The organism is Pseudomonas azotoformans, from assembly GCF_900103345.1.
Taxonomy (GTDB): domain Bacteria; phylum Pseudomonadota; class Gammaproteobacteria; order Pseudomonadales; family Pseudomonadaceae; genus Aquipseudomonas; species Aquipseudomonas azotoformans.
The window spans coordinates 2,644,272-2,663,813 of the sequence record NZ_LT629702.1 but is presented as its reverse complement, the minus strand read 5'-3'; the positions used below and the strand labels follow the sequence as shown (position 1 = coordinate 2,663,813).

Genomic DNA, 19,542 nt, shown 5'->3' with positions numbered 1-19,542 from the left:
TTTATCGTCCTTGATGTGAGGGCGGCATCATGCCTTGAAACAGGGGTTTTTAATAGAGGGGCGGCGGGACTAGGAAGTTGCTGACAAAGTCCTACTTGTAAGTATTACAGATAAGGACTTCATGTTTTTAGGAAGCGAGTGCCTTACTTGAATTGAAAAATCGTGCAAGGGTAGTGGTGTGATTCCTACTGCTGGAATGATTGGAACCTCAGGTATTAGTTTGTGAACTAGGGTGAAGATTATGAAGAGCTCGAAAAGCATTAGTAAGGTTTGGCTTGCTGTGGGTGTTGTTTTAACTATTTTTACAAAAAATGCCGTGTTGGCGGCGGAGGGCGTCTTTACTAAAACGGTGGCACCAACTCCCGTATTGGTACTGTCCAATTCTAATACTGTGCCGAGTCGTGAATTCGCAAACTTTAGTGTGCTGGCTGCGGATATTCCCTCAGGAACACTCCAAGACCCCAAGCAGATATCAGAAATTCGGTGGAGTACAACGTACTAGCCTGGGACACTGAGTGAGAAGGTTGAGCTGTGTTACTTTCGCTCCTTCAGTGCTGAAAAAGATTGTCGTGATATCTTTCCGAGTTCTTCGGGTGTGCTGATGGATTTTAACAATCAGTCATTCGGTCATGGTTCAAAATTTACGATTTTTCATACGGTATTGGGCGGCACTCCACCTTACGCTCGTCCTGCCGGCGTTTATTCTGTGACAATTAAATATAGCTATTAGTGTGGTGTGATGCCCGCAGCCAATTTGGCTGCGGGTATTTGGATAGGTAAGAAGCTTTTACATGACCATTCACATGCCTAACGCAAGGTGAATACTAATGATCACTATCAGCCCTAATACCTCCTCGTCTAACAGTCGCGTGACGAATGAATCCGGCGGCATTGTTATTCCGTCAACAGTCTCGCCTGACAACGCCCAGGCTGATGCCCCCCTCTCTACACGTAATGCCGGCACCACCACCGTCTCAATCCTGGCGCGTCAACTGAGTGATGCGGCACAGCGGGCGGAGACACCCGTTGGCCAAAAGAACGCCGACTCCCTAGAACCCATCACCGACGAACAGTATTTCGCCAACAAGGCACAACACGACGCAGAGACTCCAACGGCCAATGACCCAGAACTCCTGGCCCGTGCGCGACAAGCGACCGGTTTCCTCAACGGTCATGACAGCAACCCCTTCAAGGGACTCGGGCGAGATCAACTCAACCTGATCGCCCGCGACAACGGCGGCGCCTTCACGGTCAACGAGCGACGCGCGGCGTGGGAAACCGTCCAGTCGATGGCGCCTTCAGGCGCTTCTAATCCCACGCCGGTCCCCATTAACGGTCGTGAGACCTTCATTTCGCGCATGTTTCACAATGGCGAACCACCCGTTGCCCTTCCACCCGCGACCTTTGAAAACGGCACTCAAAATCGCAACGACTTTCTCACCCTCGATGACCGTGCCTTGATCTCGGATATGTACGCTTATGCACATTCAGAAGGTGCGGATCTACGTCACGTCGACCGATTGGTTTATGCACTCGCTGACTATCGTTATTTCAGCGACGGTCGCCAACTCATTAGCAATAATGGCTATTACGTCGATGAGTATTGGACGACGTTCGATTTCAAGCCGGAGGACGCCGCCATCGCTTCACGGATACTGTCCAGTTCAGCGCTCGGCAACAGCCGTGTTGACCCGGGTTTTGTGAAGCACATCCTGGATCCGGGCATCGGGGTGTACACCCACTTTGGCGGCATACCGTTCCTGGAGCGAATGGTGAAAAAATTTTCCGACGAGGGCGCGGATCAACCTCCACTCGGCAGCGAGTACGCCACCTTCAAACACGCCAAAACTGCGGACCATATCGTCACCACCACGCACAAGGACATCAAACTTCCACCCTCAAAGGCAGTCTCCCAAGTCATCGACGGTGTCTGGAGCCTCACTGAGTACGGCAAGGCCTCCGGTTACGTGCTGGATGCAGTCACCCATCGGGTCTATAAGCCGGAGGACCCGCCAAGCGATCCAATTCTCCCGCGTCCAAACGTGAATGGGCCTGACGGTGATGCGCCCAACAAAACCTTTCTGGACGCTCTCGGTGAGACTCGCGACCCGCCCCAGTCACGCTGGATCTGGCCCGGCCACCTGTTCAAATTGATGAAAAATTTCAAACCCTGAGCTCCCGGCGCACTGCGTAACAAACCGTGAATCTTGCTATTGGCCAACACGGCCCCATAACTAGGCGGGTATCCACTGAACGCAAGGGCAGACCATGACCAACTCAACCGAAACCGCCATCCTCGCCGGCGGTTGCTTCTGGGGCATGCAGGACCTGTTGCGCCGCTACCCCGGCGTGCTGCACACCCGCGTCGGCTACACCGGCGGCGACGTGGCGAATGCCACCTACCGCAACCACGGCAACCATGCCGAAGCGATTGAAATCGTGTTCGACCCGGCGGTGATCAGCTACCGGCAGATTCTGGAGTTCTTTTTCCAGATCCATGACCCGAGCACGCCTAACCGGCAGGGCAATGACCTGGGGCCGAGTTATCGCTCGGCGATTTATTACCTGAGTGATCAGCAGCGGGCTGTGGCCGAGGATACGGCGGCGGATGTGGATGCATCGAAGCTGTGGCCAGGCCGCGTGGTAACCGAGATCGAACCGGCGGGGCCGTTTTGGGAGGCGGAGCCGGAGCATCAGGATTATCTGGAGCGGATTCCCAATGGCTATACCTGCCACTTTATTCGGCCGAATTGGAAGCTGCCCAAGCGTGGCTGAAAGCACGCAAGGCCTTTAGGTAAAACTGGCGATAAGTATTCTGTGGCGAGCCCGCTCGCCACAGTTGCAGTGTTCGTCCTTATGGGACGGTATCAGCCGGAGATGGCCGGTTTCTCAAAGACCTTGATCAGCTTCGCGCTCCATCAGCTTGTCCACCAACAAAACCCCCAACTCACTTAACTGGTGAATGGCCAGCGCCACATCCCGCTGTTTTCCCGTCAACGCCTCCGACAGGTCGAGCAGCAAGGCGCTCACCGAGGAAAAGGTTTCGTAGCTGTTGACGATCAAGGGGTTGGGCGTGACTTTGAACATGTGTGTTGTACCTGTTTTAGGGCCACCACCTTTTCGCTACTAAACGAGAGGGTGGCAGCTGTACGCAGGTAGTAGACCGGGGAAACACACAAAGCCGGCGCGCCCGAGGACGCCCTGCGCACAGCCACCATCAAGCACAGACAAGAACATCTGATCGATGAGGCTCATGCACTTTATGTTGTCACTCGGGCTACTAAACCCGATCACTGAGTGTTCAGCGACCGAACCACGTTAGAGACACCCACCCAAGCGCACAAGCCGGCGGATTCTGACGCAAGCGTAGGCAACCGGGCAAGGCTCGCGCCTTTCGTCCCGGCAGGATTAGGACTTGTCGTACGCCATGTACGCGTTCTGCAACACGATATGGTCCGCCACGTACTTCGCATCGTGCCAAACCCCATAGATAAACGACGACGCGCGATTCACCAGATTCGGCAGGCCCAGGAAGTAAATCCCGCTCTGCGCCGAGATTCCGCGCTTGTGGAACGGTTCGCCCTTCTCGTCGAAAGCATCCACCTTCAACCAGCTGAAATCGAAGGTAAAGCCAGTAGCCCAAAGGATTGTGGTCACGCCTGCTTCAGCCAGATCCAGGTTCAACATCGGATTCACCAAACACTCTGGATCGGGCAACAATTCCCAGGCCTGTGGCTCCAGCGGAAACGGCAAGCCATTGGCCTCGATATACGCATCCGCATCGCGCAGTACGTCAAAGTAAGCGCGGTCGCCTTCAGCCACGTTCTCGGCCAACCCCGGTTGAAACGTCATGACGCCCTCCACCCAGTCCTGGGTGACACCCACCAACTGAATCCCCTGGTGGGCCAGTCGGCGAAAGTCCACCGTCTTGCCGCCTTCATAGCCACTCACCGCGAACGCCACGTGTTTTTTCTTCGGCTGGATTTTCACTTCATCCCACAAGCCCAGTGCACCCAGCCACCAGCAATAGTCACGGCCACGATAGGCGCGGGGCGGGCGGTAGTGTTCGCCGACCGAGAGGTACACGGTCTTGCCTGCCTTTTGCAGTTCTTCGGCGATCTGCGAGCCGGAGGCACCGGCGCCGACCACCAGCACGGCGCCTTCGGGCAGTTGGCCGGGGTTCTTGTAGGCAGAGGAATGCAGTTGGTGCAGCGCTGCGCTGGCGGGGACGATGTTCGGGATTGAGGGGCGTTGGAACGGGCCGGTCGCGGCCACCACGTTGACGGCTTCGATCACACCCGCGGAGGTGGTGACCTTGAAGCCGGGGCGCCCTGCATGGCGTTCCACCGACTGGACTTCCACGCCCGTGCGGACAGGGGCCTGCAACTTATTTGCGTAGGCCTCGAAGTAGTCGGCCATGCGCTCTTTCGGCGGGAAGGCTTCCGGCGAAAGGCCTTCGAAGGTGAGACCGGGAAAGCGGTCATGCCAGGCCGGACCGTTGGCGACCAGGGAGTCCCAGCGTTCCGAGCGCCAGCGTTCGGCGATGCGGTGGCGTTCCAGCACAAGGTGGGGCACGCCCATCAGGGACAGGTGCTCGCTCATGGCGACGCCGGCCTGGCCTGCGCCGACGACCAGGGTGTTGATTTTTTCTACTGACATGAGCGGGTTCCCGAAGATAGGTCAAACGTTTGTGGTGAGCGGGCTTGTCCCGCGCTGGGCTGCGTAGCAGCCCTGATCAAGTCATCGCGTTCTTTCAGGCAAACTTCGCTGTGAGGTTTGGGGCCGCTTCGCGCCCCAACGCGGGACAAGCCCGCTCACCACAGCAGTTCGTCTGTCTTAGGCTTATGTCTCTAATAGTTCGGCCACGGCCGTCAGGGCCAGTTCATAGCCCAGCGCCCCCAACCCGGCGATCACACCGGTGGCGGCCCTGGACACGTAGGAGTGGTGCCGGAAGCTTTCACGCTGCCAGATGTTGCTCATGTGCGCTTCGATGATCGGGCCGTCGAACGCCAGCAGCGCATCGAGGATCGGCACCGAGCTGTAGCTGAGCCCGGCGGCATTGATCACGATGGCGTCGGCCTGCAGGCGTGCTTCCTGAATCCAGTCCACCAGCACGCCTTCATGGTTGCTCTGGCGAAAGTCCAGCCTCAGGCCCAGCACGGCGGCGCGGCGTTGGCAGCGGGCGTCGATGCTGGCGAAGCTTTCGCTGCCGTAGGTGCCGTTTTTATCCAGGCCATACAGGTTGGCGTTGGGCCCGTTGAGGAAAAACACACGATGGGTCATGGGGCACTCCAGGCAATCAGCGTGTGCATACGGCCCAATCGTCCGGCACCACGGCGATCACATCGATCTCCATCAACCACTCTGGCTGGCCCAGCCCGGCGATCACCAACCCAGTGGAAATCGGGAACACACCTTTGAGCCACTTGCCCACCTCCTGGTACACCGGCTCGCGGTAGCGCGGGTCGATCAGATAGGTGGTGGTCTTCACGATATGCGACAGGTCCGAACCGGCTTCTTCCAGCAGTTGCTTGACGTTCTTCATCGCCTGCTCAGCCTGGGCACGCGGGTCGCCGAGGCCGACCAGGTTGCCGTCGAAATCGGTGCCGATCTGGCCGCGTACATAAATGGTGTTGCCAGCGCGCACGGCCTGGCACAGGTCATTGTCCAGCGCCTGGTTGGGATAGGTCTGCCGGGTGTTGAACATGCGGATACGGGTGTGGGTAGGCATATCGGCAGCTCGTGGGAAGCGGGATAGATCCAGCTTCACACTGCCCCGGCTGCGGCGAAACCAGCATTTGTGCGGGGTAGTGCTTAGGAAAAACCGAAGCCCCTGCAGTTCATCGCCCGGCGCCTGACCCGGCACGAACCCTGCAACGCCACCGGCACAGTCATTGTTGAGGGGCAGGCGTCATGCTCAGTCGTATTACTCAGCGTCAACTGGAGTATTTCGTCGCGTCGGGAGAGGCGGGCAGCATCAGTGCGGCCGCCGAGCGCATTCATGTGTCGTCGCCGTCGATCTCGGCGGCGATCACCCATATGGAGGCGGAGCTGGGCATTCAGTTGTTTATCCGCCATCACGCCCAGGGCATTTCCCTCACGGCGGTGGGGCGCCTGGTGATGCAGGAAGCCAAGCTGATCCTGGAGCAGATGACCAACCTCTACACCATCGCCTCGGAGTCCTTGAACACGGTGCGCGGGCCGCTGCGCGTGGGCTGCCTGGAGTCGCTGGCGCCGATGATCACCCCGGAGCTGGTATTTGGTTTCGGCCGGGCCTTTCCCGGCGTACGGCTGACGCAAGCCGAGGGCAACCATGAAGAGCTGCTGGAAAAACTGCGCAGCGGCGAGCTGGACATCGCCCTGACCTATGACCTGGTGACCAGTCCGGACATCGACTTCCAACCCCTGGCGCAACTGCCGCCCTACGTCATGGTGGGCGAGTACCACCCGCTGGCGAACTCGCCGGCCGTGAGCATGCAGGACCTGGAGGCCTACCCGGTGGTGCTGCTCGACACGCCGTGGAGCCGCGACTATTTCCTCAGCCTGTTCATCCAGGCCGGCACCACGCCGAACATCATCATGCGCTCCACCAACCTTGAAACGGTGCGCGCCATGGTCGGCAACGGTATCGGCTATTCCTTCGCGAATGCGCGGCCCAAATCGAATATGTCCCAGGACGGCAAGCGCGTCATCCGCTTGCGCCTGGCGGGTGCGCACCGGCCGATGCGCCTGGGCTACGCCACGGCCAGCAACACCCAGCTGTCGCGGGTGGTGTCGGCGTTTGCCGAGCGCTGCCGCATGTTTGTGTCCGACCAGTACATCCCCGGCATGGCGCCGCCAAGCTTCTTTGACCCGCATGCGGTGCGCGACTGTAGGAGCGAGCTTGCTCGCGAAGGGCGTTAACGATAACGCGGGAAGCCTGGGTGAACGCGGTGCTCTTGGGTTTTTCGCGAGCAAGCTCGCTCCTACAGAAACGCAGCAATCCTGTCGTGCACCGAAATGCAGCGCGCGACGCGCTACGGATTCTGGCTTGCACCCTTTTGAGCTGCATAGGTTCTACCTACCCAGTGCCCCGGCTTTTACGAATTGACCCCAACCGCCTCCCACCACGACTCTGAACCCATCGATGTAGATCAACTTCTCAGGGCACAGCGACGATGACATTCGACTGGAATTACATGTTTGGTTTGCTGGGCGATGCCGAGTTCTGGCGGGCGACGTGGACGGTGATCAAGCTCAGTACCCTGACCTGGGTGTTGAGCATTGGCCTGGGCTTTCTGCTGGCGCTGGCCAAGCAATCCAAGCATGGTTTGCTCAGCGTGCCGGCTCGCGGCTATATCTGGCTGTTCCGCAGCCTGCCGCTGTTGGTGCTGCTGATCTTTATCTACAACCTGCCGCAAGCGTTGCCGGGTACCTCGGCGGTGCTGGCCGACCCGTTCTGGTCCGGCCTGTTGGCGCTGGTGATCTGCGAAACCGCCTATGTGGCCGAGATCCATCGCGGTGGGCTGCTGTCGATTCCCAAGGGCCAGGGCGAGGCGGCGCGGGCGCTGGGCTTGAAGTTCTTCGGCACCCAGTGGCGCGTGGTAATTCCCCAGGCGCTGCGGGTGGCCTTGCCGTCGCTGGCCAACGAGTACATCTCTATCGTCAAGCTCACCTCGTTGGTGTCGGTGATCTCCCTGACCGAGATCCTGATGGTCGGCCAGCGCCTGTATTCGCAGAACTTCCTGGTGATCGAAACCATGGCGGCGGTGGCGTTTTTCTACGTGTTTATCGTCACGGTGTTCGACTTTCTGCTCAAACGCCTGGAGCGCTTTCTCGACGTCAACCAGCGCAACGTGTCCCGCGTGCCCGATGCGGCGGTGCTGGCCCTGGCGACCCAACAGCGCACCGCCTTGGCGCGCCCGGCCAATAATGGCGAGTCGGCGTTGCAGGCCACGCGGTTGCACAAGGCCTACAACGATATCGAGGTGTTGGGCTCGGTGAATCTGCAGATCCAGCCCGGTGAAGTGGTGTCGGTGATCGGCCCGTCGGGCTCCGGCAAGACCACACTGATTCGCCTGCTCAACGGCCTGGAGCAACTGGATAACGGCGAGATCAGGATCAATGGCCAGCCCTTCATTCACCTGAACAAAGTCGGCGCGCAGAAACCCCAGTACATCGAGCACGCCGAACATCGCCTGCACATCGGCATGGTGTTCCAGAGCTTCAACCTGTTCCCGCACTTGAGCGTGCTCGACAACCTGCTGATGGCGCCCAAGTACCACCGCCTGGGCGCGACCGCCGAGCTCAAGCAACAGGCCTATGCGCTGCTGCACAAGGTCGGCATGCTCGACCACGCCTGGAAGTACCCGCACCAGTTGTCCGGCGGCCAACAGCAACGCGTGGCTATCGCCCGCGCGCTGATGATGCGCCCGCAGATCATGTTGTTCGACGAGCCCACCTCGGCGCTGGACCCGGAGAAAGTCAACGAAGTGCTGCAGGTGATCGAAGCCCTGGCCGAGGAGGGCATCACCATGGTCATCGTCACCCACGAGATGAACTTCGCCTTCAAGGTCTCCGACCGCATCGTGTTCATGGAGAAGGGCCGCGTGGTCTGCGACGACACGCCGGGCGCCCTGCGCAACGGCCACAACCCACGCGTGGAGGCGTTCCTCAAGGACGTCTCGCTGGCGTGATCTGTTTAACGTTCAGGAAACACTAAAATGATCGAGCAATCGCAAATCGAACAATTCCAGCGCGACGGCTTCCTGGTGGTAGAAGGCGTGCTGTCACTGGATGAAGTGGCCGCGCTGCAGCATGACTTCGACCAATGGGTGGAAGAAAGCCGCAGTCATGACCGGGGCTGGGGCGCCACCGTCGATGGCCGCGAGCGCTTTGACCTGGAGGGCGACCACCGCGCCGACCACCCGTCACTGCGCCGGGTCAGCTCGCCCACCGAGATTTCGCCGGCCTATGAGCGCGTGGCGTTGCACTCGCGCATGGCGGCGATTTCCGCGCAACTGATCGGCGCCCAGGGTACGCGTTTTCACCACAGCAAGATCAACTCCAAACTGCCCCATACCGCGACCCAGGTGAAGTGGCACCAGGACTTCCTGTTCACGCCCCACAGCAACGACGACATCGTCACCGCCTTGCTGATGGTCAGCGAAGTGACGCCGCAGAACGGCCCGCTGAACGTGATCCCCGGCAGCCACAAAGGCCCGCTGTGGTCGCACTGGCAGCACCAGCGTTTCACCGGCTCGGTGGACGACAGCGTGGTCGCGCAACATTGCCAGCAACCGGTGGCCTGTTACGGCCCGGCCGGCTCGGTGTGCTTCATGCACACCCGGCTGCTGCATGCTTCCAGCCCTAACGAGACCGAACTGCCGCGCACCCTGTTCATCAGTGTCTATGCCGCTGAAGACGCGCTGCCCTTCGGCGAAAACCCGTTGCCCAGTGCGCATGCCGGCCTACTGGTGGCCGGTGAAGAAAGTGGCCTGGTGCGTTCCACCGACAACCACATGCGCCTGCCGCAGAAGCCTCGTGGCGCGTCGTTCTTCGTGCAACAGGCGGGACAAGATTCAGCCACTGCCTAACCCCCTAAACCCTTGCAGGTAATCACCATGACAGCGTTTCGTAAAAGTGTTCGTCCCCTTGCCGTGTGCCTGCTGGGCGCAGCGGTTGCACTGACCTCGTTGGCCGCGTCGGCGTTCCAGCAGGACGGCAAGATCATCGCCGGTTCCGACGTGACGTTCTTCCCCTATGAGTACATGGATAACAACAAGCCGGCAGGCTTTGATATCGAATTCATGGACGGCCTGGGCAAGGTCATGGGACGCAAGGTCGAGACCCTCGATACGCGCTTTCCCAACCTGATCACCGGTCTGCAGGCCGGGCGTTTCGACGTGACCAACTCGTCGATGTACATCACCGCCGAGCGCGTCAAAGTCATCGACATGATCCCTTACCTCAAGAGCGGCGAGTCGATCCTGACCCTCAAGGACAGCAGCCTCCAGCCCAAGACCCCGGAGGAATTCTGCGGCCACAAGATCGGCTCCATGGGCGCCACCTCGTGGCTGGCGCAGATGAACAAGCTGTCCACCGAATACTGCGTGGCCAAGGGCCTGAAGCCGATCCAGATCAGCGAATACAGCACCGACCCGCAAACCACCCAGGCGCTGCTGGCCCACGCGGTTGAAGCGCAGATCACCGACGCCGCCGTGGCCCGAGGCGTGATCGACAAGCTCGGCAGCCGCGTGGTGATCTCTTCCGACACCCTGATCTACCCGGTGCTCAACGGCTTCGGCGTGAAGAAAGGCAATGACAGCGTGAAACAAGCCCTGCTCGACGGCCTGGAAAAGTACCGCGCCACGCCGGAGTACGCCGCCCTGCTCAAGAAGTACAACTTCCAAGCGCCGACCGATGCCGACATCGCCGCACTGATGCCGAAGTAAACCTACACGCGCGTGCCGCATTCGCCTGCGGCCGCGCCCTGCGGAGTCCGATCCATGGCGTTATCCCACGAAGAACAGACGCGCATCGACCTGGCGGCGACCTTTCGCATCATCGCCCACCTGGGCATGCATGAGGCGGTGGCCAACCACTTCAGCGCCGCCGTCTCGGCCGATGGCAAACAGTTTTTGCTCAACCCGAAGTGGAAGCACTTTTCACGTATTCGCGCGAGCGATCTGTTGCTATTGAACGCAGACGACACGGCCTGTGCCGATCACCCCAACGTGGATGCCACGGCGTGGTCGATCCACGGGCAGATCCACCGGCTGCTGCCGCAGACCCGTGCGGTGCTGCACCTGCACCCGGTGTACACCACGGCGGTGGCGTGCCTGGCCAGGCCGCACATTCCACCGATCGACCAGAATACTGCGCGCTACTTCAACCGCGTGGCCGTGGACGAATTGTACGGCGGCATGGCCGACACCGAGGCCGAAGGCGCGCGCCTGGCCGGGCTGCTCGACGGCAAGAGCCGCCTGTTGATGGGTAACCACGGCGTGATGGTCACGGCCGGTTCCATCGGTGAAGCCTTCGACGACATCTGGACCCTGGAACGTTCCTGCCAGATCCTCGTCACGGCCTGGTCCACCGGGCAGCCGTTGCGAGTGCTGTCCGATGAAGTGGCGGAAAAAACCGCACGGGGCTGGGAAGGCATCACCGACTTTTCGCGCCAGCATTTCGAAGAAATGAAGCAGTTGATGATCGACGCGGACCCTTCCGTGCTCGACTGAGGACACCCCATGACGTTTTCCGTTGTCGCCCGCTGCGCCGAGACGGGCCAGTTGGGCATTGCGATCAGCTCATCGAGCATTGCCGTGGGCGCGCGTTGCCCCTGGCTGCGCCCCGGTGTGGGCGCGGTGGCGTCGCAGAACATCACCTTGCCGAGCCTGGGGCCACAGGTGCTGGATTTACTGGAGCAGGGCCTGGCGCCGAGTGAAGCGCTGGCGATGTTGGCCGGTCAGGATCACAGCGAGTATCGCCAGGTCAGCGTGATTGATCATCTGGGCCGCACCGCGCATTTCAGCGGTGCGCAGACCCTGGGCATTCACCACGCAGTGAGCGGTGAGGGCTGCGTGGCGGCAGGCAACATGTTGGCCAACGCTGAGGTGATCGAGGCCATGGTGGCGGCGTTCGAAGCGGCCCCGGGGCACCTGGCTGACCGGCTGCTGGCCGCGATGCACGCCGGTGTGGCGGGCGGTGGCGAAGCCGGGCCGGTGCATTCGGCGGCGCTGGTGATCGTCGATGACCTGCTGTGGCCGGTGGTCAATCTGCGCGTGGATTGGGCCGATACGGGCCCGATCAGCGCCCTCGACCAACTCTGGCAGGCCTATCGCGGGCAATTGCAGGATTACATCGACCGTGCGCTCAACCCGCAGATCGCACCGGGTTATGCGGTGCCGGGAGATGACCGATGAACAGCCGCGACCTGCTGGCGCAACTGGTGCGCTTCGACACCACCAGCCGCGAATCCAACCTGGCCTTGATCGACTTTGTGCGCACCTACCTGCAAGACCACGGCGTGGCTTGTGAACTGGTGTACAACGCACACAAGAGCAAGGCCAACCTGCTTGCGACCATCGGCCCGGCACAGGTGCCCGGCATCGTGTTGTCCGGGCATACCGATGCAGTACCGGTCGACGGGCAGCGCTGGCGCGTGGCGCCGTTCGAGCTGACGGAACAGGACGGCAAGTTGTACGGGCGTGGCACGGCCGACATGAAGGGCTACATCGCTTGTGTGCTGGCGTGCGTGCCGGCGCTGGTGCAGGCGCCGTTGCGCATGCCGGTGCATATCGCGCTGTCCTACGATGAGGAAGTCGGCTGCCTGGGCGTGCGCTCGTTGATCGAGCGGTTCCATGGGCAGCCGGTCAAGCCTCTGCTGTGTGTGATTGGCGAACCCACCGAACTCAAACCGGTGCTGGGCCACAAAGGCAAGCTGGCGATGCGCTGCCAGGTGCACGGTGCGGCATGCCATTCGGCGTATGCGCCGGCGGGTGTGAACGCGATTGAATACGCGGCGCGCCTGGTCAGCGAGCTGGTGCGTCTGGGCGAAACGCTCAAGGCGACGCAGCATCTGGATGCGCGTTTTGATCCGGCGTTTTCTACGGTGCAGACCGGTTTGATCAGCGGCGGCAAGGCACTGAATATCGTGCCGCAGGAGTGCAGTTTCGACTTTGAAGTGCGCTCGCTACCGGCCCAGGATCCCTGGCAGGTGGTGCAGCAACTGCGCGACTACGCCGAGCACTCCCTATTGCCGGCAATGCGGGCGGTGAGCGCGCAATCGGCGATCAGCATCAGCGAGTTGTCCAGTTATCCAGGGCTGGCCACGTCGCCAGAAAGCCAGGCCGCAGAGTGGGTGGCGCAGTTCTGTGGCTCGCAGGATTTTGGCACGGTGGCCTTTGGTACCGAAGGCGGGTTGTTCGACCAGGCCGGTATTCCCACGGTGGTGTGTGGGCCTGGCAGCATGGAGCAGGGCCACAAACCGGATGAGTTCATCAGCCTGGCGCAGTTGCAGGCCTGTGACCGGATGTTGGCGCGGGTGCTGAAGTTTGTGAGCGTGTAGGTTACCTGTGGGAGGGGACTTGCCCCCGATGGCGGTGGGTCAACTAACACTGCAGTGACTGGATGTCCGCAATCGGGGGCAAGCCCCCTCCCACATTTGATCTTTGTTGCGCCCTCGAACTGTCAGTGCTTTGCCACACCCACCCGCCACTGCGCAGGCGGCAGGATTCCATTCACCAGGTAATTGCCCACAATCCGCGACTTGTACACCCTCGGGTTATGGTTCGCCAGGGTGCGCGCATTGCGCCACAGCCGGTCCAACGCCTTGCTGCTGGCAGTGGCACTGGCGCCCAGGGCATCGAACAAGGCCGTGGTCGCGGCCAGCGTCGCATCCACCACCGGGTTCACCGCCAGGCACACTTCCAGCTCGGCCAATGCAACCTGCGGGTCATCGTCATGCAGTGGCTGGTCGTGGGCGATCACATACTGCGCGGTGTACTCCAGGCGTTGGGCCGCTTGCTGGGCGATGGCTTGCGCGGCGTAGGCTTGGCTCGCGACTTCACCAATTACCTGTAGCAGTTGCACGTCTTGGCTCGCTGTGTCGGCATTGCCGGTGGTGAAGGTGCGGGCGCGTCGGCTGAGTTCTTCGGCACCACTGAGGGCGGCGCGCCGAGCAATACCGGCCAGGGTGCTGAGGTGGTAGAGCTGGAAGAACGACTGCCCATGGCCAAAGCGCTGTTGGGTGGGGCGCGCGTCGTCGTCCACCACCGGTGCGTTATCGAAGATACAGGTGCCGCTGGCGGTGAGGCGTTGGCCGAAGCCGTTCCAGTCGTCGACGATCTGTACCCCTGGGGCTTTCAGGTCGACGACAACCGTATACACGGTGCCGTTTTCACCGGTTGCAATGGTGTTGATCAGGTCGCTGTAGAGCGCGCCGGTGGTGTAGAACTTCTTGCCGCTGATGCGCAACGCGCCGGCGGCGTCACGGTGCAGCCGGGTATCAAAATCACCACGGGCCGCGTTGCCGACTTCGGTGCTGCCGGGCGAGAGCAGGGCACCTTGGCCGAGGCGGTCCAGCCACTTGGCGCGCCAGTCGAGGTCCTTGGCGCTGAGCACGTCTTCGCAAAAACCAAAGTGGCCGCGCAGGGCCTGGGTGATGTTGGACTCGGCGGCAGACAGTTCAGTGAGCAGCGTGAGCAGCTCGACCAGGCTCGCATCCTGGCCGCCATAACTGGCCGGCAGGCGCCAGCGTGGCAAGCCCAGGGCGTTGAGTTGTTGGATCACCGTGGCGAGGCTGGCGCGTGTCTGATCCGCCTCGGCGGCCTGCGCGAGAATCTGCGCAAACAGTGGGCGAAACGGCGCGGCCAATTGTTCGTAGCGGGCAGTGGGCGGAGCGCCCCAGATATTCAAAGCGGGAATCGACATGCAATGGACCTTGCTGAAAGTGGTTCAGGTGCTGGGGTCCAGTGGTCTGGTGACGTCACCCTAACCCAGGGGCGGCGAAGGTTTTAATACGAAAAGCAACTAGCGACCTGTGGGACGGTTCTATCGATAGTGCCCAACAGTATTAAACCCCGCGCTTTTATTGCGTTAGCTTCTACCTCAAGCGACCAGACTGCATGCCCACAGATGGTTAAACCAACCCTCTAACCCTGTGGGATTTTTCATGATCAACCGTCGAACACTGCTGTCCTTGCTAGGCGTGGCCTCTCTTGCACTCTATGGTCCGTCGGCCAGTGCCGCCGAGCCGTTGACCCTCGTCGTGGGTGACCAATTCTTCTCCAACCGCATCGTGCTGGAGCTGTCGGGCGAGCTGAAGGACTTGCCTTACAAAATCGACTTCAAGCGCTTCAACACCGGCTCCCCGGTGGCCTCGGCCGTGGCCAGCGGCGCGTTGGATGTGGGCATCGTCGGCGACACCCCGGTGATCAGCCTGGCCGCCAACGGCGCACCGGTGAAAGTCGTCGCCAGCACCCAGACCAGCCTCGACGGCGTGGGTATTGTGGCGCGCAAGGGCATTCACTCGGTGGCCGACCTCAAAGGCAAGACCGTTGCCATCTGGAACGGCTCATGGAGCCAGCAACTGGCGTACAAGGCGCTGGATGAAGCGGGTGTGCCGCGCAGCAGCGTCAACTTCAAATACCTGCTGCCGGCCGAGGCCAGCCTGGCGTTGACCCAGGGCGACATCGACGCCTTCGGCACCTGGGAACCCTACGTGTCGTTGCAGGAAAAAGAAGGCAGCACGCTGATCCGCAACGCCAAGGGCCTGATGAGTGCGCCGACCTACATCGTGGCGTACGAGCCGGCCCTGGCGCAGAAAAGCGCGATCATCAAAGACTTCATTGCCCGCCTGACTCGCGCCCGAGTCTGGAGCAACACCCACGTCGATGAATACGCCGAAGCCTGGTCCAAGGCCAACCAGTCGGCGCCGGAAATCGCCAAGGTGTGGTTCAAGCGCGATGCAATCAAGGTGCTGCCGATCTCGCCGAAGATTATCAGCGAGGCCCAGGCCACGGCGGATTTTTTGGTGGATGCGCAGATGTTGAAGCAGCGGTATGACGTGGCGCCGTTGTTTGATCGGGTGCTTTAAACACAGGGGAAACAAGCACTCATAGTATCCATCCGATGTTTGTGCAGGTGCTGAACTAGGGTTTTTTATTCCGGCGCTCACCGGAAACAAAAATCCATTGGCATCGACAAGGAGTAGCCTGTAGGCTACAAGTGATACTGTGACTAATTTGATCGGCAGGACGCCGGAGTTTGATACATGGCTCGACGGTATGCGGGATATCTGGGGGGAAAACGGCGATTCTTACTCGCTTGGACCGGGCGGAGGAAAACAATTTTGGGGATTGTGAATCGGTAGGCGACGGCATGAGTGAAATGCGTGTGTTCGTCGGGCCTGGTTACAGGATGTATTTCGTGCGTACGGGGATCACCGCTTACTTGATGCTGTGGGGCAGTGATAAGACTGACCAGAAAAGAGGCATCAAGCGGGCAAAAGAGATTCTCGATGCCCTGAGAGGTAAATGAAATGAGCGAATCGAAATTCAAACCCGAGGACATGCCGATCCTCGATCTGGATACGTCCGGAACCAGCGTCTATGAGGCTTCGCGCTTTCTCGACAGCCCGGAAACCATCAGTGCGTATCTGGCGCAGAGCATGAAGGCTCAAGACCTGCAGGTGCTCATGAAGGCGCTTGCCGAGATTGCCAAGGCCCAAGGTGTGAACAAGGTGGCCGAGGCCGCTGGGGTGAACCGGGAGAGCCTGTATAAAACGTTGAAAGGCGGCTCGAAGACCCGCTACGAGACGATCCAGAAGCTGATGCTGGCGTTGGGCGTCGAGCTGACGGTACAGCCAATTGCAGGAGCGGGCTTGCTCGCGAAGAAACCCTAGGCGCCGCGTCTATCCGGGATGTACGTGTTGCCGTTGGCGATCTTCGCGAGCAAGCTCGCTCCTACAGGGGGGGCATTTATCGCACCAGGCACGGCTGTTTGTTGTTGAAGCGCCACCCCGGAATCAAGAATTGCATGGCCACGCTGTCATCCCGCGCGCCGAGGCCCATGCCTTTGTAGACTTCGTGGGCCTGGGCCACCGCGTCCATGTCGATCTCCACACCCAGGCCTGGCTTGCTTGGCACTTTCACGTAACCGCCTTCGATTTTCAGCGGCGCTTTGGTCAGGCGCTGGCCGTCCTGCCAGATCCAATGGGTGTCGATGGCGGTGATGTCGCCCGGTGCTGCGGCGGCGACCTGGGTGAACATTGCCAGGGAAATATCGAAGTGGTTGTTGGAGTGCGAGCCCCAGGTGAGGCCCCATTCATGGCACATCTGCGCGACGCGCACCGAGCCCTGCATCGTCCAGAAGTGCGGGTCGGCGAGGGGGATGTCCACCGATTGCAACTGGATCGCGTGGCCCATTTCGCGCCAGTCGGTGGCGATCATGTTGGTGGCGGTTTTCAGTCCCGTGGCCCGGCGGAATTCGGCCATGACTTCGCGGCCCGAGTAACCGTTTTCGGCACCGCAGGGGTCTTCGGCATAGGCGAGTACGTGGTGCTGGTCGCGGCACAGGCGGATAGCCTCTTTCAGTGACCAGGCGCCGTTCGGGTCGAGGGTGATGCGTGCGTCCGGGAAGCGTTCGGCCAGGGCGGTGACGGCTTCGATTTCAGCATCGCCGCTCAATACGCCGCCCTTGAGCTTGAAGTCGTTGAAACCGTATTTGGCCTGGGCGGCCTCGGCCAGGCGCACCACGGCGTCGCTGGTCAGGGCTGTTTCATGGCGCAGGCGGAACCAGTCATCGTCGCTGTCGGCTTCGTTGCGGTAGGCGAGGGTGGTGGCGCTGCGGTCGCCGACATAGAACAGGTAGCCGAGCATTTTCACCGCATCGCGCTGCTGTCCTTCGCCGAGCAGGGCGGCCACCGGTACTTCGAGAAACTGGCCCAGCAAATCGAGCAGTGCCGCTTCCATGGCGGTGACGGCATGGATGGTGATGCGCAGGTCAAAGGTCTGCAGGCCGCGGCCGGCAGCGTCGCGTGAAGCAAATGTGCTGCGCATCTGGTTGAGGATGCGCTGGTACTGGCCGATGGGCTGGCCGATCACCAGGCTGCGGGCGTCCTCCAGGGTTTCGCGGATGCGCTCGCCGCCGGGTACTTCGCCGACGCCGGTGTTGCCCGAGCTGTCCTTGAGAATCACGATATTGCGCGTGAAGTACGGCCCATGGGCGCCGCTGAGGTTGAGCAACATGCTGTCGTGGCCGGCGACGGGGATGACCTGGAAGTGCGTAACGACGGGAGTATTCATGGCAGGTTCCTGATTGGGCTCAAAGTGGTTTGCCGAGGGCGGCGGTGGGCACGGCGCTCGGTGGCATCAATGCGGCAGAGGGGGCCGTCTTGGCAAAAAACACCAGGATCGCGGCGAGCACCGAGGTGCCGGCCAGGCCATAGAGGCCGCCCTGGATCGAACCGGTGGTTTGCTCCAGAAATCCGAAGGTGGTCGGCGCGACGAAACCGCCCAGGTTGCCGATGGAGTTGATCAGCGCGATCACCGCGGCGGCGATGCGCACATCCAGGTAGCCCTGGGGGATCGGCCAGAACAGTGACGACGCCGACTTGAAGCCGATGGCCGCAAAACAGATCGCCACAAACGCGAAGATCGGCCCGCCGGTGGTCGACATGAACATCCCCGCCGCCGCAATCAACAGCGCTGCCGCGACCCAGGCCTGCTGGAACTTGAACTTGCCCGAGAGTGACGCAAAGGCGTACATGGCGATGATCGAGATCAGCCACGGGATCGAGTTGAAGAAGCCGACCTGCACATCACTCAAGTCGCCCATCTTCTTGATGATGCTCGGCAGCCAGAAGGTGGCGGCGTAGATCGTCAGCTGGATGCAGAAATACAACGCGCAGAACAGCAGGATCTGGCGGTCCTTGAGCAGCTTGCCGAGGGTCGGCTTGACGCTGGTGAGGGCTTCGCGGTCGCGTTGTTCCTGGTCGATGGCATTGACCAGCGCATCCTGTTCCTCGCGGGTCATCCATTGGGCGTCGTGGGGTTTGGAGTCCAGCCAGAACCACACAAAGAACCCCAGCGCCACCGAGGCCAGGCCTTCAATGCCAAACATCCATTGCCAGCCATGCAAGCCAAACCCTTCGATCTGCAACAGCGCGCCGGAAAGCGGACCGGAAATCAGCGACGCGACCGCCGAGCCACTGAGGAAAATCGCAATGGCTTTACCGCGTTCCACGCCGGGCAGCCAGCGCGTGAAGTAGTAGATTACCCCGGGGAAAAAACCGGCTTCGGCCACGCCCAGCAGGAAGCGCAGGATGTAGAAGTGGGTTTCGTTCTGGATGAACGCCATCAGTGTGGCGACGATGCCCCAGGTGAACATGATGCGGGTCAGCCAGATACGTGCGCCGACCTTTTGCAGCAGCATATTGGAGGGCACTTCGAAGAGCGCGTAGCCGATGAAGAACAGCCCGGCGCCGAAACCATAGGCCGCTGCGCCGATGCCCAGGTCGTGCTCCATGTGCGTGCGCACAAAGCCGATATTGACCCGGTCGATGTAGTTGAGGATGAACATGATCACGAACAGTGGGAGCACATGGCTCTTCACTTTGCTCACTGCGCGCGTGAGGACTGGATCATTTTCGGGTGTGGCAGATGCGTGGCTTGAAGTGGTCACCATTCAAAACTCCCCCTGATTGTTTTTATGCGGGCTTGTGTGTCTTGTTGATAGACATCATACAAGTTGTTTTATTTTTTACGCAAGATCTTGAGGTTTTGTTGGTTTTAATGATGCGTCACAGTAATGTTGTCATACAAGTTAAGTGTTTTTTGCGCGTAAACCACCCTGTAGGAGCGAGCTTGCTCGCGAAAAACGTCAACGATAATGCAGCGCCTCAGGTGTAACGCGGCGCCCTCAGGTTTTTCGCGAGCAAGCTCGCTCCTACAGTTGCATGGGGCATGGGGCATGGGGCATGGGGCATGGGGCCTGGGGCCTGGGGCCTGGGGCCTGGGGCCTGGGATGTGGGGATGTTAAGCTTGCCGCTGCTCAACCCTG

At 60.7% G+C, this 19,542-nt stretch carries 18 protein-coding genes and 1 pseudogene; 12 read left to right on the top strand and 7 right to left on the bottom strand.

Translation table 11 applies throughout. The features are described from left to right. Positions 1–827 precede the first annotated feature (827 nt). Both BLR69_RS11785 and msrA read left to right on the top strand, forming a co-directional pair. Complete coding sequence (locus BLR69_RS11785; protein WP_071492823.1) at positions 828–2,174, top strand: hypothetical protein; 1,347 nt, start codon at positions 828–830, stop codon at positions 2,172–2,174. Positions 2,175–2,268: 94 nt separating this feature from the next. After that, the gene (gene msrA, locus BLR69_RS11780) at positions 2,269–2,775 is read left to right on the top strand and encodes a peptide-methionine (S)-S-oxide reductase MsrA (protein WP_071492824.1); all 507 of its coding nucleotides are present in this window, start codon (positions 2,269–2,271) and stop codon (positions 2,773–2,775) included. A gap of 114 nt (positions 2,776–2,889) precedes the next feature. Here the strand turns inward: msrA and BLR69_RS11775 are convergent, their stop codons facing one another. The 4 genes from BLR69_RS11775 to BLR69_RS11760 all read right to left on the bottom strand — a co-directional run bounded on the left by BLR69_RS11775 (position 2,890) and on the right by BLR69_RS11760 (position 5,731). Further along, positions 2,890–3,087, bottom strand: coding sequence for a DUF6124 family protein (locus tag BLR69_RS11775; RefSeq protein ID WP_071492825.1), 198 nt, complete (start codon positions 3,085–3,087; stop codon positions 2,890–2,892). Positions 3,088–3,408: 321 nt separating this feature from the next. Continuing rightward, positions 3,409–4,659, bottom strand: a complete 1,251-nt coding sequence (locus BLR69_RS11770) for a flavin-containing monooxygenase (protein ID WP_071492826.1) — start codon at positions 4,657–4,659, stop codon at positions 3,409–3,411. A 183-nt stretch (positions 4,660–4,842) separates the two neighbouring features. Further along, the gene (locus tag BLR69_RS11765) at positions 4,843–5,283 is read right to left on the bottom strand and encodes a type II 3-dehydroquinate dehydratase (RefSeq protein WP_071492827.1); all 441 of its coding nucleotides are present in this window, start codon (positions 5,281–5,283) and stop codon (positions 4,843–4,845) included. 16 nt (positions 5,284–5,299) lie between these two features. Beyond that, entirely contained in the window at positions 5,300–5,731 is a 432-nt protein-coding gene (locus BLR69_RS11760) for a RidA family protein (RefSeq protein ID WP_071492828.1), read from the bottom strand. Between the two features lie 182 nt (positions 5,732–5,913). On the opposite strand from BLR69_RS11760, the gene BLR69_RS11755 reads away from it, so the two are divergent. The 7 genes from BLR69_RS11755 to argE all read left to right on the top strand — a co-directional run bounded on the left by BLR69_RS11755 (position 5,914) and on the right by argE (position 13,048). Further along, positions 5,914–6,903 carry a LysR family transcriptional regulator gene (locus tag BLR69_RS11755; RefSeq protein WP_071492829.1) on the top strand — a complete coding sequence of 330 codons (990 nt, stop codon included), beginning with the start codon at positions 5,914–5,916 and terminating at the stop codon, positions 6,901–6,903. 254 nt (positions 6,904–7,157) lie between these two features. Then, complete coding sequence (locus BLR69_RS11750; RefSeq protein WP_071492830.1) at positions 7,158–8,675, top strand: amino acid ABC transporter permease/ATP-binding protein; 1,518 nt, start codon at positions 7,158–7,160, stop codon at positions 8,673–8,675. A gap of 27 nt (positions 8,676–8,702) precedes the next feature. After that, positions 8,703–9,575, top strand: coding sequence for a phytanoyl-CoA dioxygenase family protein (locus BLR69_RS11745; RefSeq protein WP_071492831.1), 873 nt, complete (start codon positions 8,703–8,705; stop codon positions 9,573–9,575). Between the two features lie 27 nt (positions 9,576–9,602). Next, positions 9,603–10,433 (top strand): ABC transporter substrate-binding protein, encoded by an 831-nt coding sequence (locus BLR69_RS11740; protein WP_071492832.1) that lies wholly within the window; start codon positions 9,603–9,605, stop codon positions 10,431–10,433. A 54-nt stretch (positions 10,434–10,487) separates the two neighbouring features. Next, positions 10,488–11,219, top strand: coding sequence for a class II aldolase and adducin N-terminal domain-containing protein (locus BLR69_RS11735; RefSeq protein WP_071492833.1), 732 nt, complete (start codon positions 10,488–10,490; stop codon positions 11,217–11,219). A gap of 9 nt (positions 11,220–11,228) precedes the next feature. Beyond that, the gene (locus BLR69_RS11730; RefSeq protein ID WP_071492834.1) at positions 11,229–11,903 is read left to right on the top strand and encodes a DUF1028 domain-containing protein; all 675 of its coding nucleotides are present in this window, start codon (positions 11,229–11,231) and stop codon (positions 11,901–11,903) included. Then, positions 11,900–13,048, top strand: a complete 1,149-nt coding sequence (gene argE / locus BLR69_RS11725) for an acetylornithine deacetylase (RefSeq protein WP_071492835.1) — start codon at positions 11,900–11,902, stop codon at positions 13,046–13,048. The genes BLR69_RS11730 and argE overlap by 4 nt, the downstream gene beginning before the upstream one ends. 122 nt (positions 13,049–13,170) lie before the next feature. Here the strand turns inward: argE and BLR69_RS11720 are convergent, their stop codons facing one another. Beyond that, on the bottom strand, positions 13,171–14,412 hold the full coding sequence (locus tag BLR69_RS11720; protein WP_071492836.1) for an acyl-CoA dehydrogenase family protein: 1,242 nt from the start codon (positions 14,410–14,412) through the stop codon (positions 13,171–13,173). A 241-nt stretch (positions 14,413–14,653) separates the two neighbouring features. Here BLR69_RS11720 and BLR69_RS11715 point away from each other — a divergent pair, with 241 nt between their 5' ends. The 3 genes and pseudogenes from BLR69_RS11715 to BLR69_RS11705 all read left to right on the top strand — a co-directional run bounded on the left by BLR69_RS11715 (position 14,654) and on the right by BLR69_RS11705 (position 16,384). Further along, entirely contained in the window at positions 14,654–15,577 is a 924-nt protein-coding gene (locus tag BLR69_RS11715) for an ABC transporter substrate-binding protein (protein WP_071492837.1), read from the top strand. 139 nt (positions 15,578–15,716) lie between these two features. Beyond that, positions 15,717–16,020 (top strand): annotated as a pseudogene (locus BLR69_RS11710) (type II toxin-antitoxin system RelE/ParE family toxin). A 1-nt stretch (position 16,021) separates the two neighbouring features. Next, positions 16,022–16,384 carry an addiction module antidote protein gene (locus tag BLR69_RS11705; protein ID WP_071492838.1) on the top strand — a complete coding sequence of 121 codons (363 nt, stop codon included), beginning with the start codon at positions 16,022–16,024 and terminating at the stop codon, positions 16,382–16,384. A gap of 76 nt (positions 16,385–16,460) precedes the next feature. Here BLR69_RS11705 and gudD read toward each other — a convergent pair whose 3' ends face one another. After that, positions 16,461–17,786, bottom strand: coding sequence for a glucarate dehydratase (gudD, locus tag BLR69_RS11700; RefSeq protein WP_071492839.1), 1,326 nt, complete (start codon positions 17,784–17,786; stop codon positions 16,461–16,463). A gap of 19 nt (positions 17,787–17,805) precedes the next feature. Then, positions 17,806–19,164: an MFS transporter gene (locus BLR69_RS11695; RefSeq protein ID WP_134434951.1), complete on the bottom strand. Its 1,359-nt coding sequence runs from the start codon at positions 19,162–19,164 to the stop codon at positions 17,806–17,808. Positions 19,165–19,542: the final 378 nt, after the last annotated feature.

Coding starts and splice junctions, on each gene's coding strand:
- BLR69_RS11765 (WP_071492827.1), bottom strand. CDS start 5,283: ATGACCCATCGTGTGTTTTTCCTCAACGGGCCCAACGCCAACCTGTAT.
- gudD (WP_071492839.1), bottom strand. CDS start 17,786: ATGAATACTCCCGTCGTTACGCACTTCCAGGTCATCCCCGTCGCCGGC.
- BLR69_RS11760 (WP_071492828.1), bottom strand. CDS start 5,731: ATGCCTACCCACACCCGTATCCGCATGTTCAACACCCGGCAGACCTAT.
- msrA (WP_071492824.1), top strand. CDS start 2,269: ATGACCAACTCAACCGAAACCGCCATCCTCGCCGGCGGTTGCTTCTGG.
- BLR69_RS11785 (WP_071492823.1), top strand. CDS start 828: ATGATCACTATCAGCCCTAATACCTCCTCGTCTAACAGTCGCGTGACG.
- BLR69_RS11705 (WP_071492838.1), top strand. CDS start 16,022: ATGAGCGAATCGAAATTCAAACCCGAGGACATGCCGATCCTCGATCTG.
- BLR69_RS11740 (WP_071492832.1), top strand. CDS start 9,603: ATGACAGCGTTTCGTAAAAGTGTTCGTCCCCTTGCCGTGTGCCTGCTG.
- BLR69_RS11750 (WP_071492830.1), top strand. CDS start 7,158: ATGACATTCGACTGGAATTACATGTTTGGTTTGCTGGGCGATGCCGAG.
- BLR69_RS11730 (WP_071492834.1), top strand. CDS start 11,229: ATGACGTTTTCCGTTGTCGCCCGCTGCGCCGAGACGGGCCAGTTGGGC.
- BLR69_RS11770 (WP_071492826.1), bottom strand. CDS start 4,659: ATGTCAGTAGAAAAAATCAACACCCTGGTCGTCGGCGCAGGCCAGGCC.
- BLR69_RS11755 (WP_071492829.1), top strand. CDS start 5,914: ATGCTCAGTCGTATTACTCAGCGTCAACTGGAGTATTTCGTCGCGTCG.
- argE (WP_071492835.1), top strand. CDS start 11,900: ATGAACAGCCGCGACCTGCTGGCGCAACTGGTGCGCTTCGACACCACC.
- BLR69_RS11720 (WP_071492836.1), bottom strand. CDS start 14,412: ATGTCGATTCCCGCTTTGAATATCTGGGGCGCTCCGCCCACTGCCCGC.
- BLR69_RS11735 (WP_071492833.1), top strand. CDS start 10,488: ATGGCGTTATCCCACGAAGAACAGACGCGCATCGACCTGGCGGCGACC.
- BLR69_RS11745 (WP_071492831.1), top strand. CDS start 8,703: ATGATCGAGCAATCGCAAATCGAACAATTCCAGCGCGACGGCTTCCTG.
- BLR69_RS11715 (WP_071492837.1), top strand. CDS start 14,654: ATGATCAACCGTCGAACACTGCTGTCCTTGCTAGGCGTGGCCTCTCTT.
- BLR69_RS11775 (WP_071492825.1), bottom strand. CDS start 3,087: ATGTTCAAAGTCACGCCCAACCCCTTGATCGTCAACAGCTACGAAACC.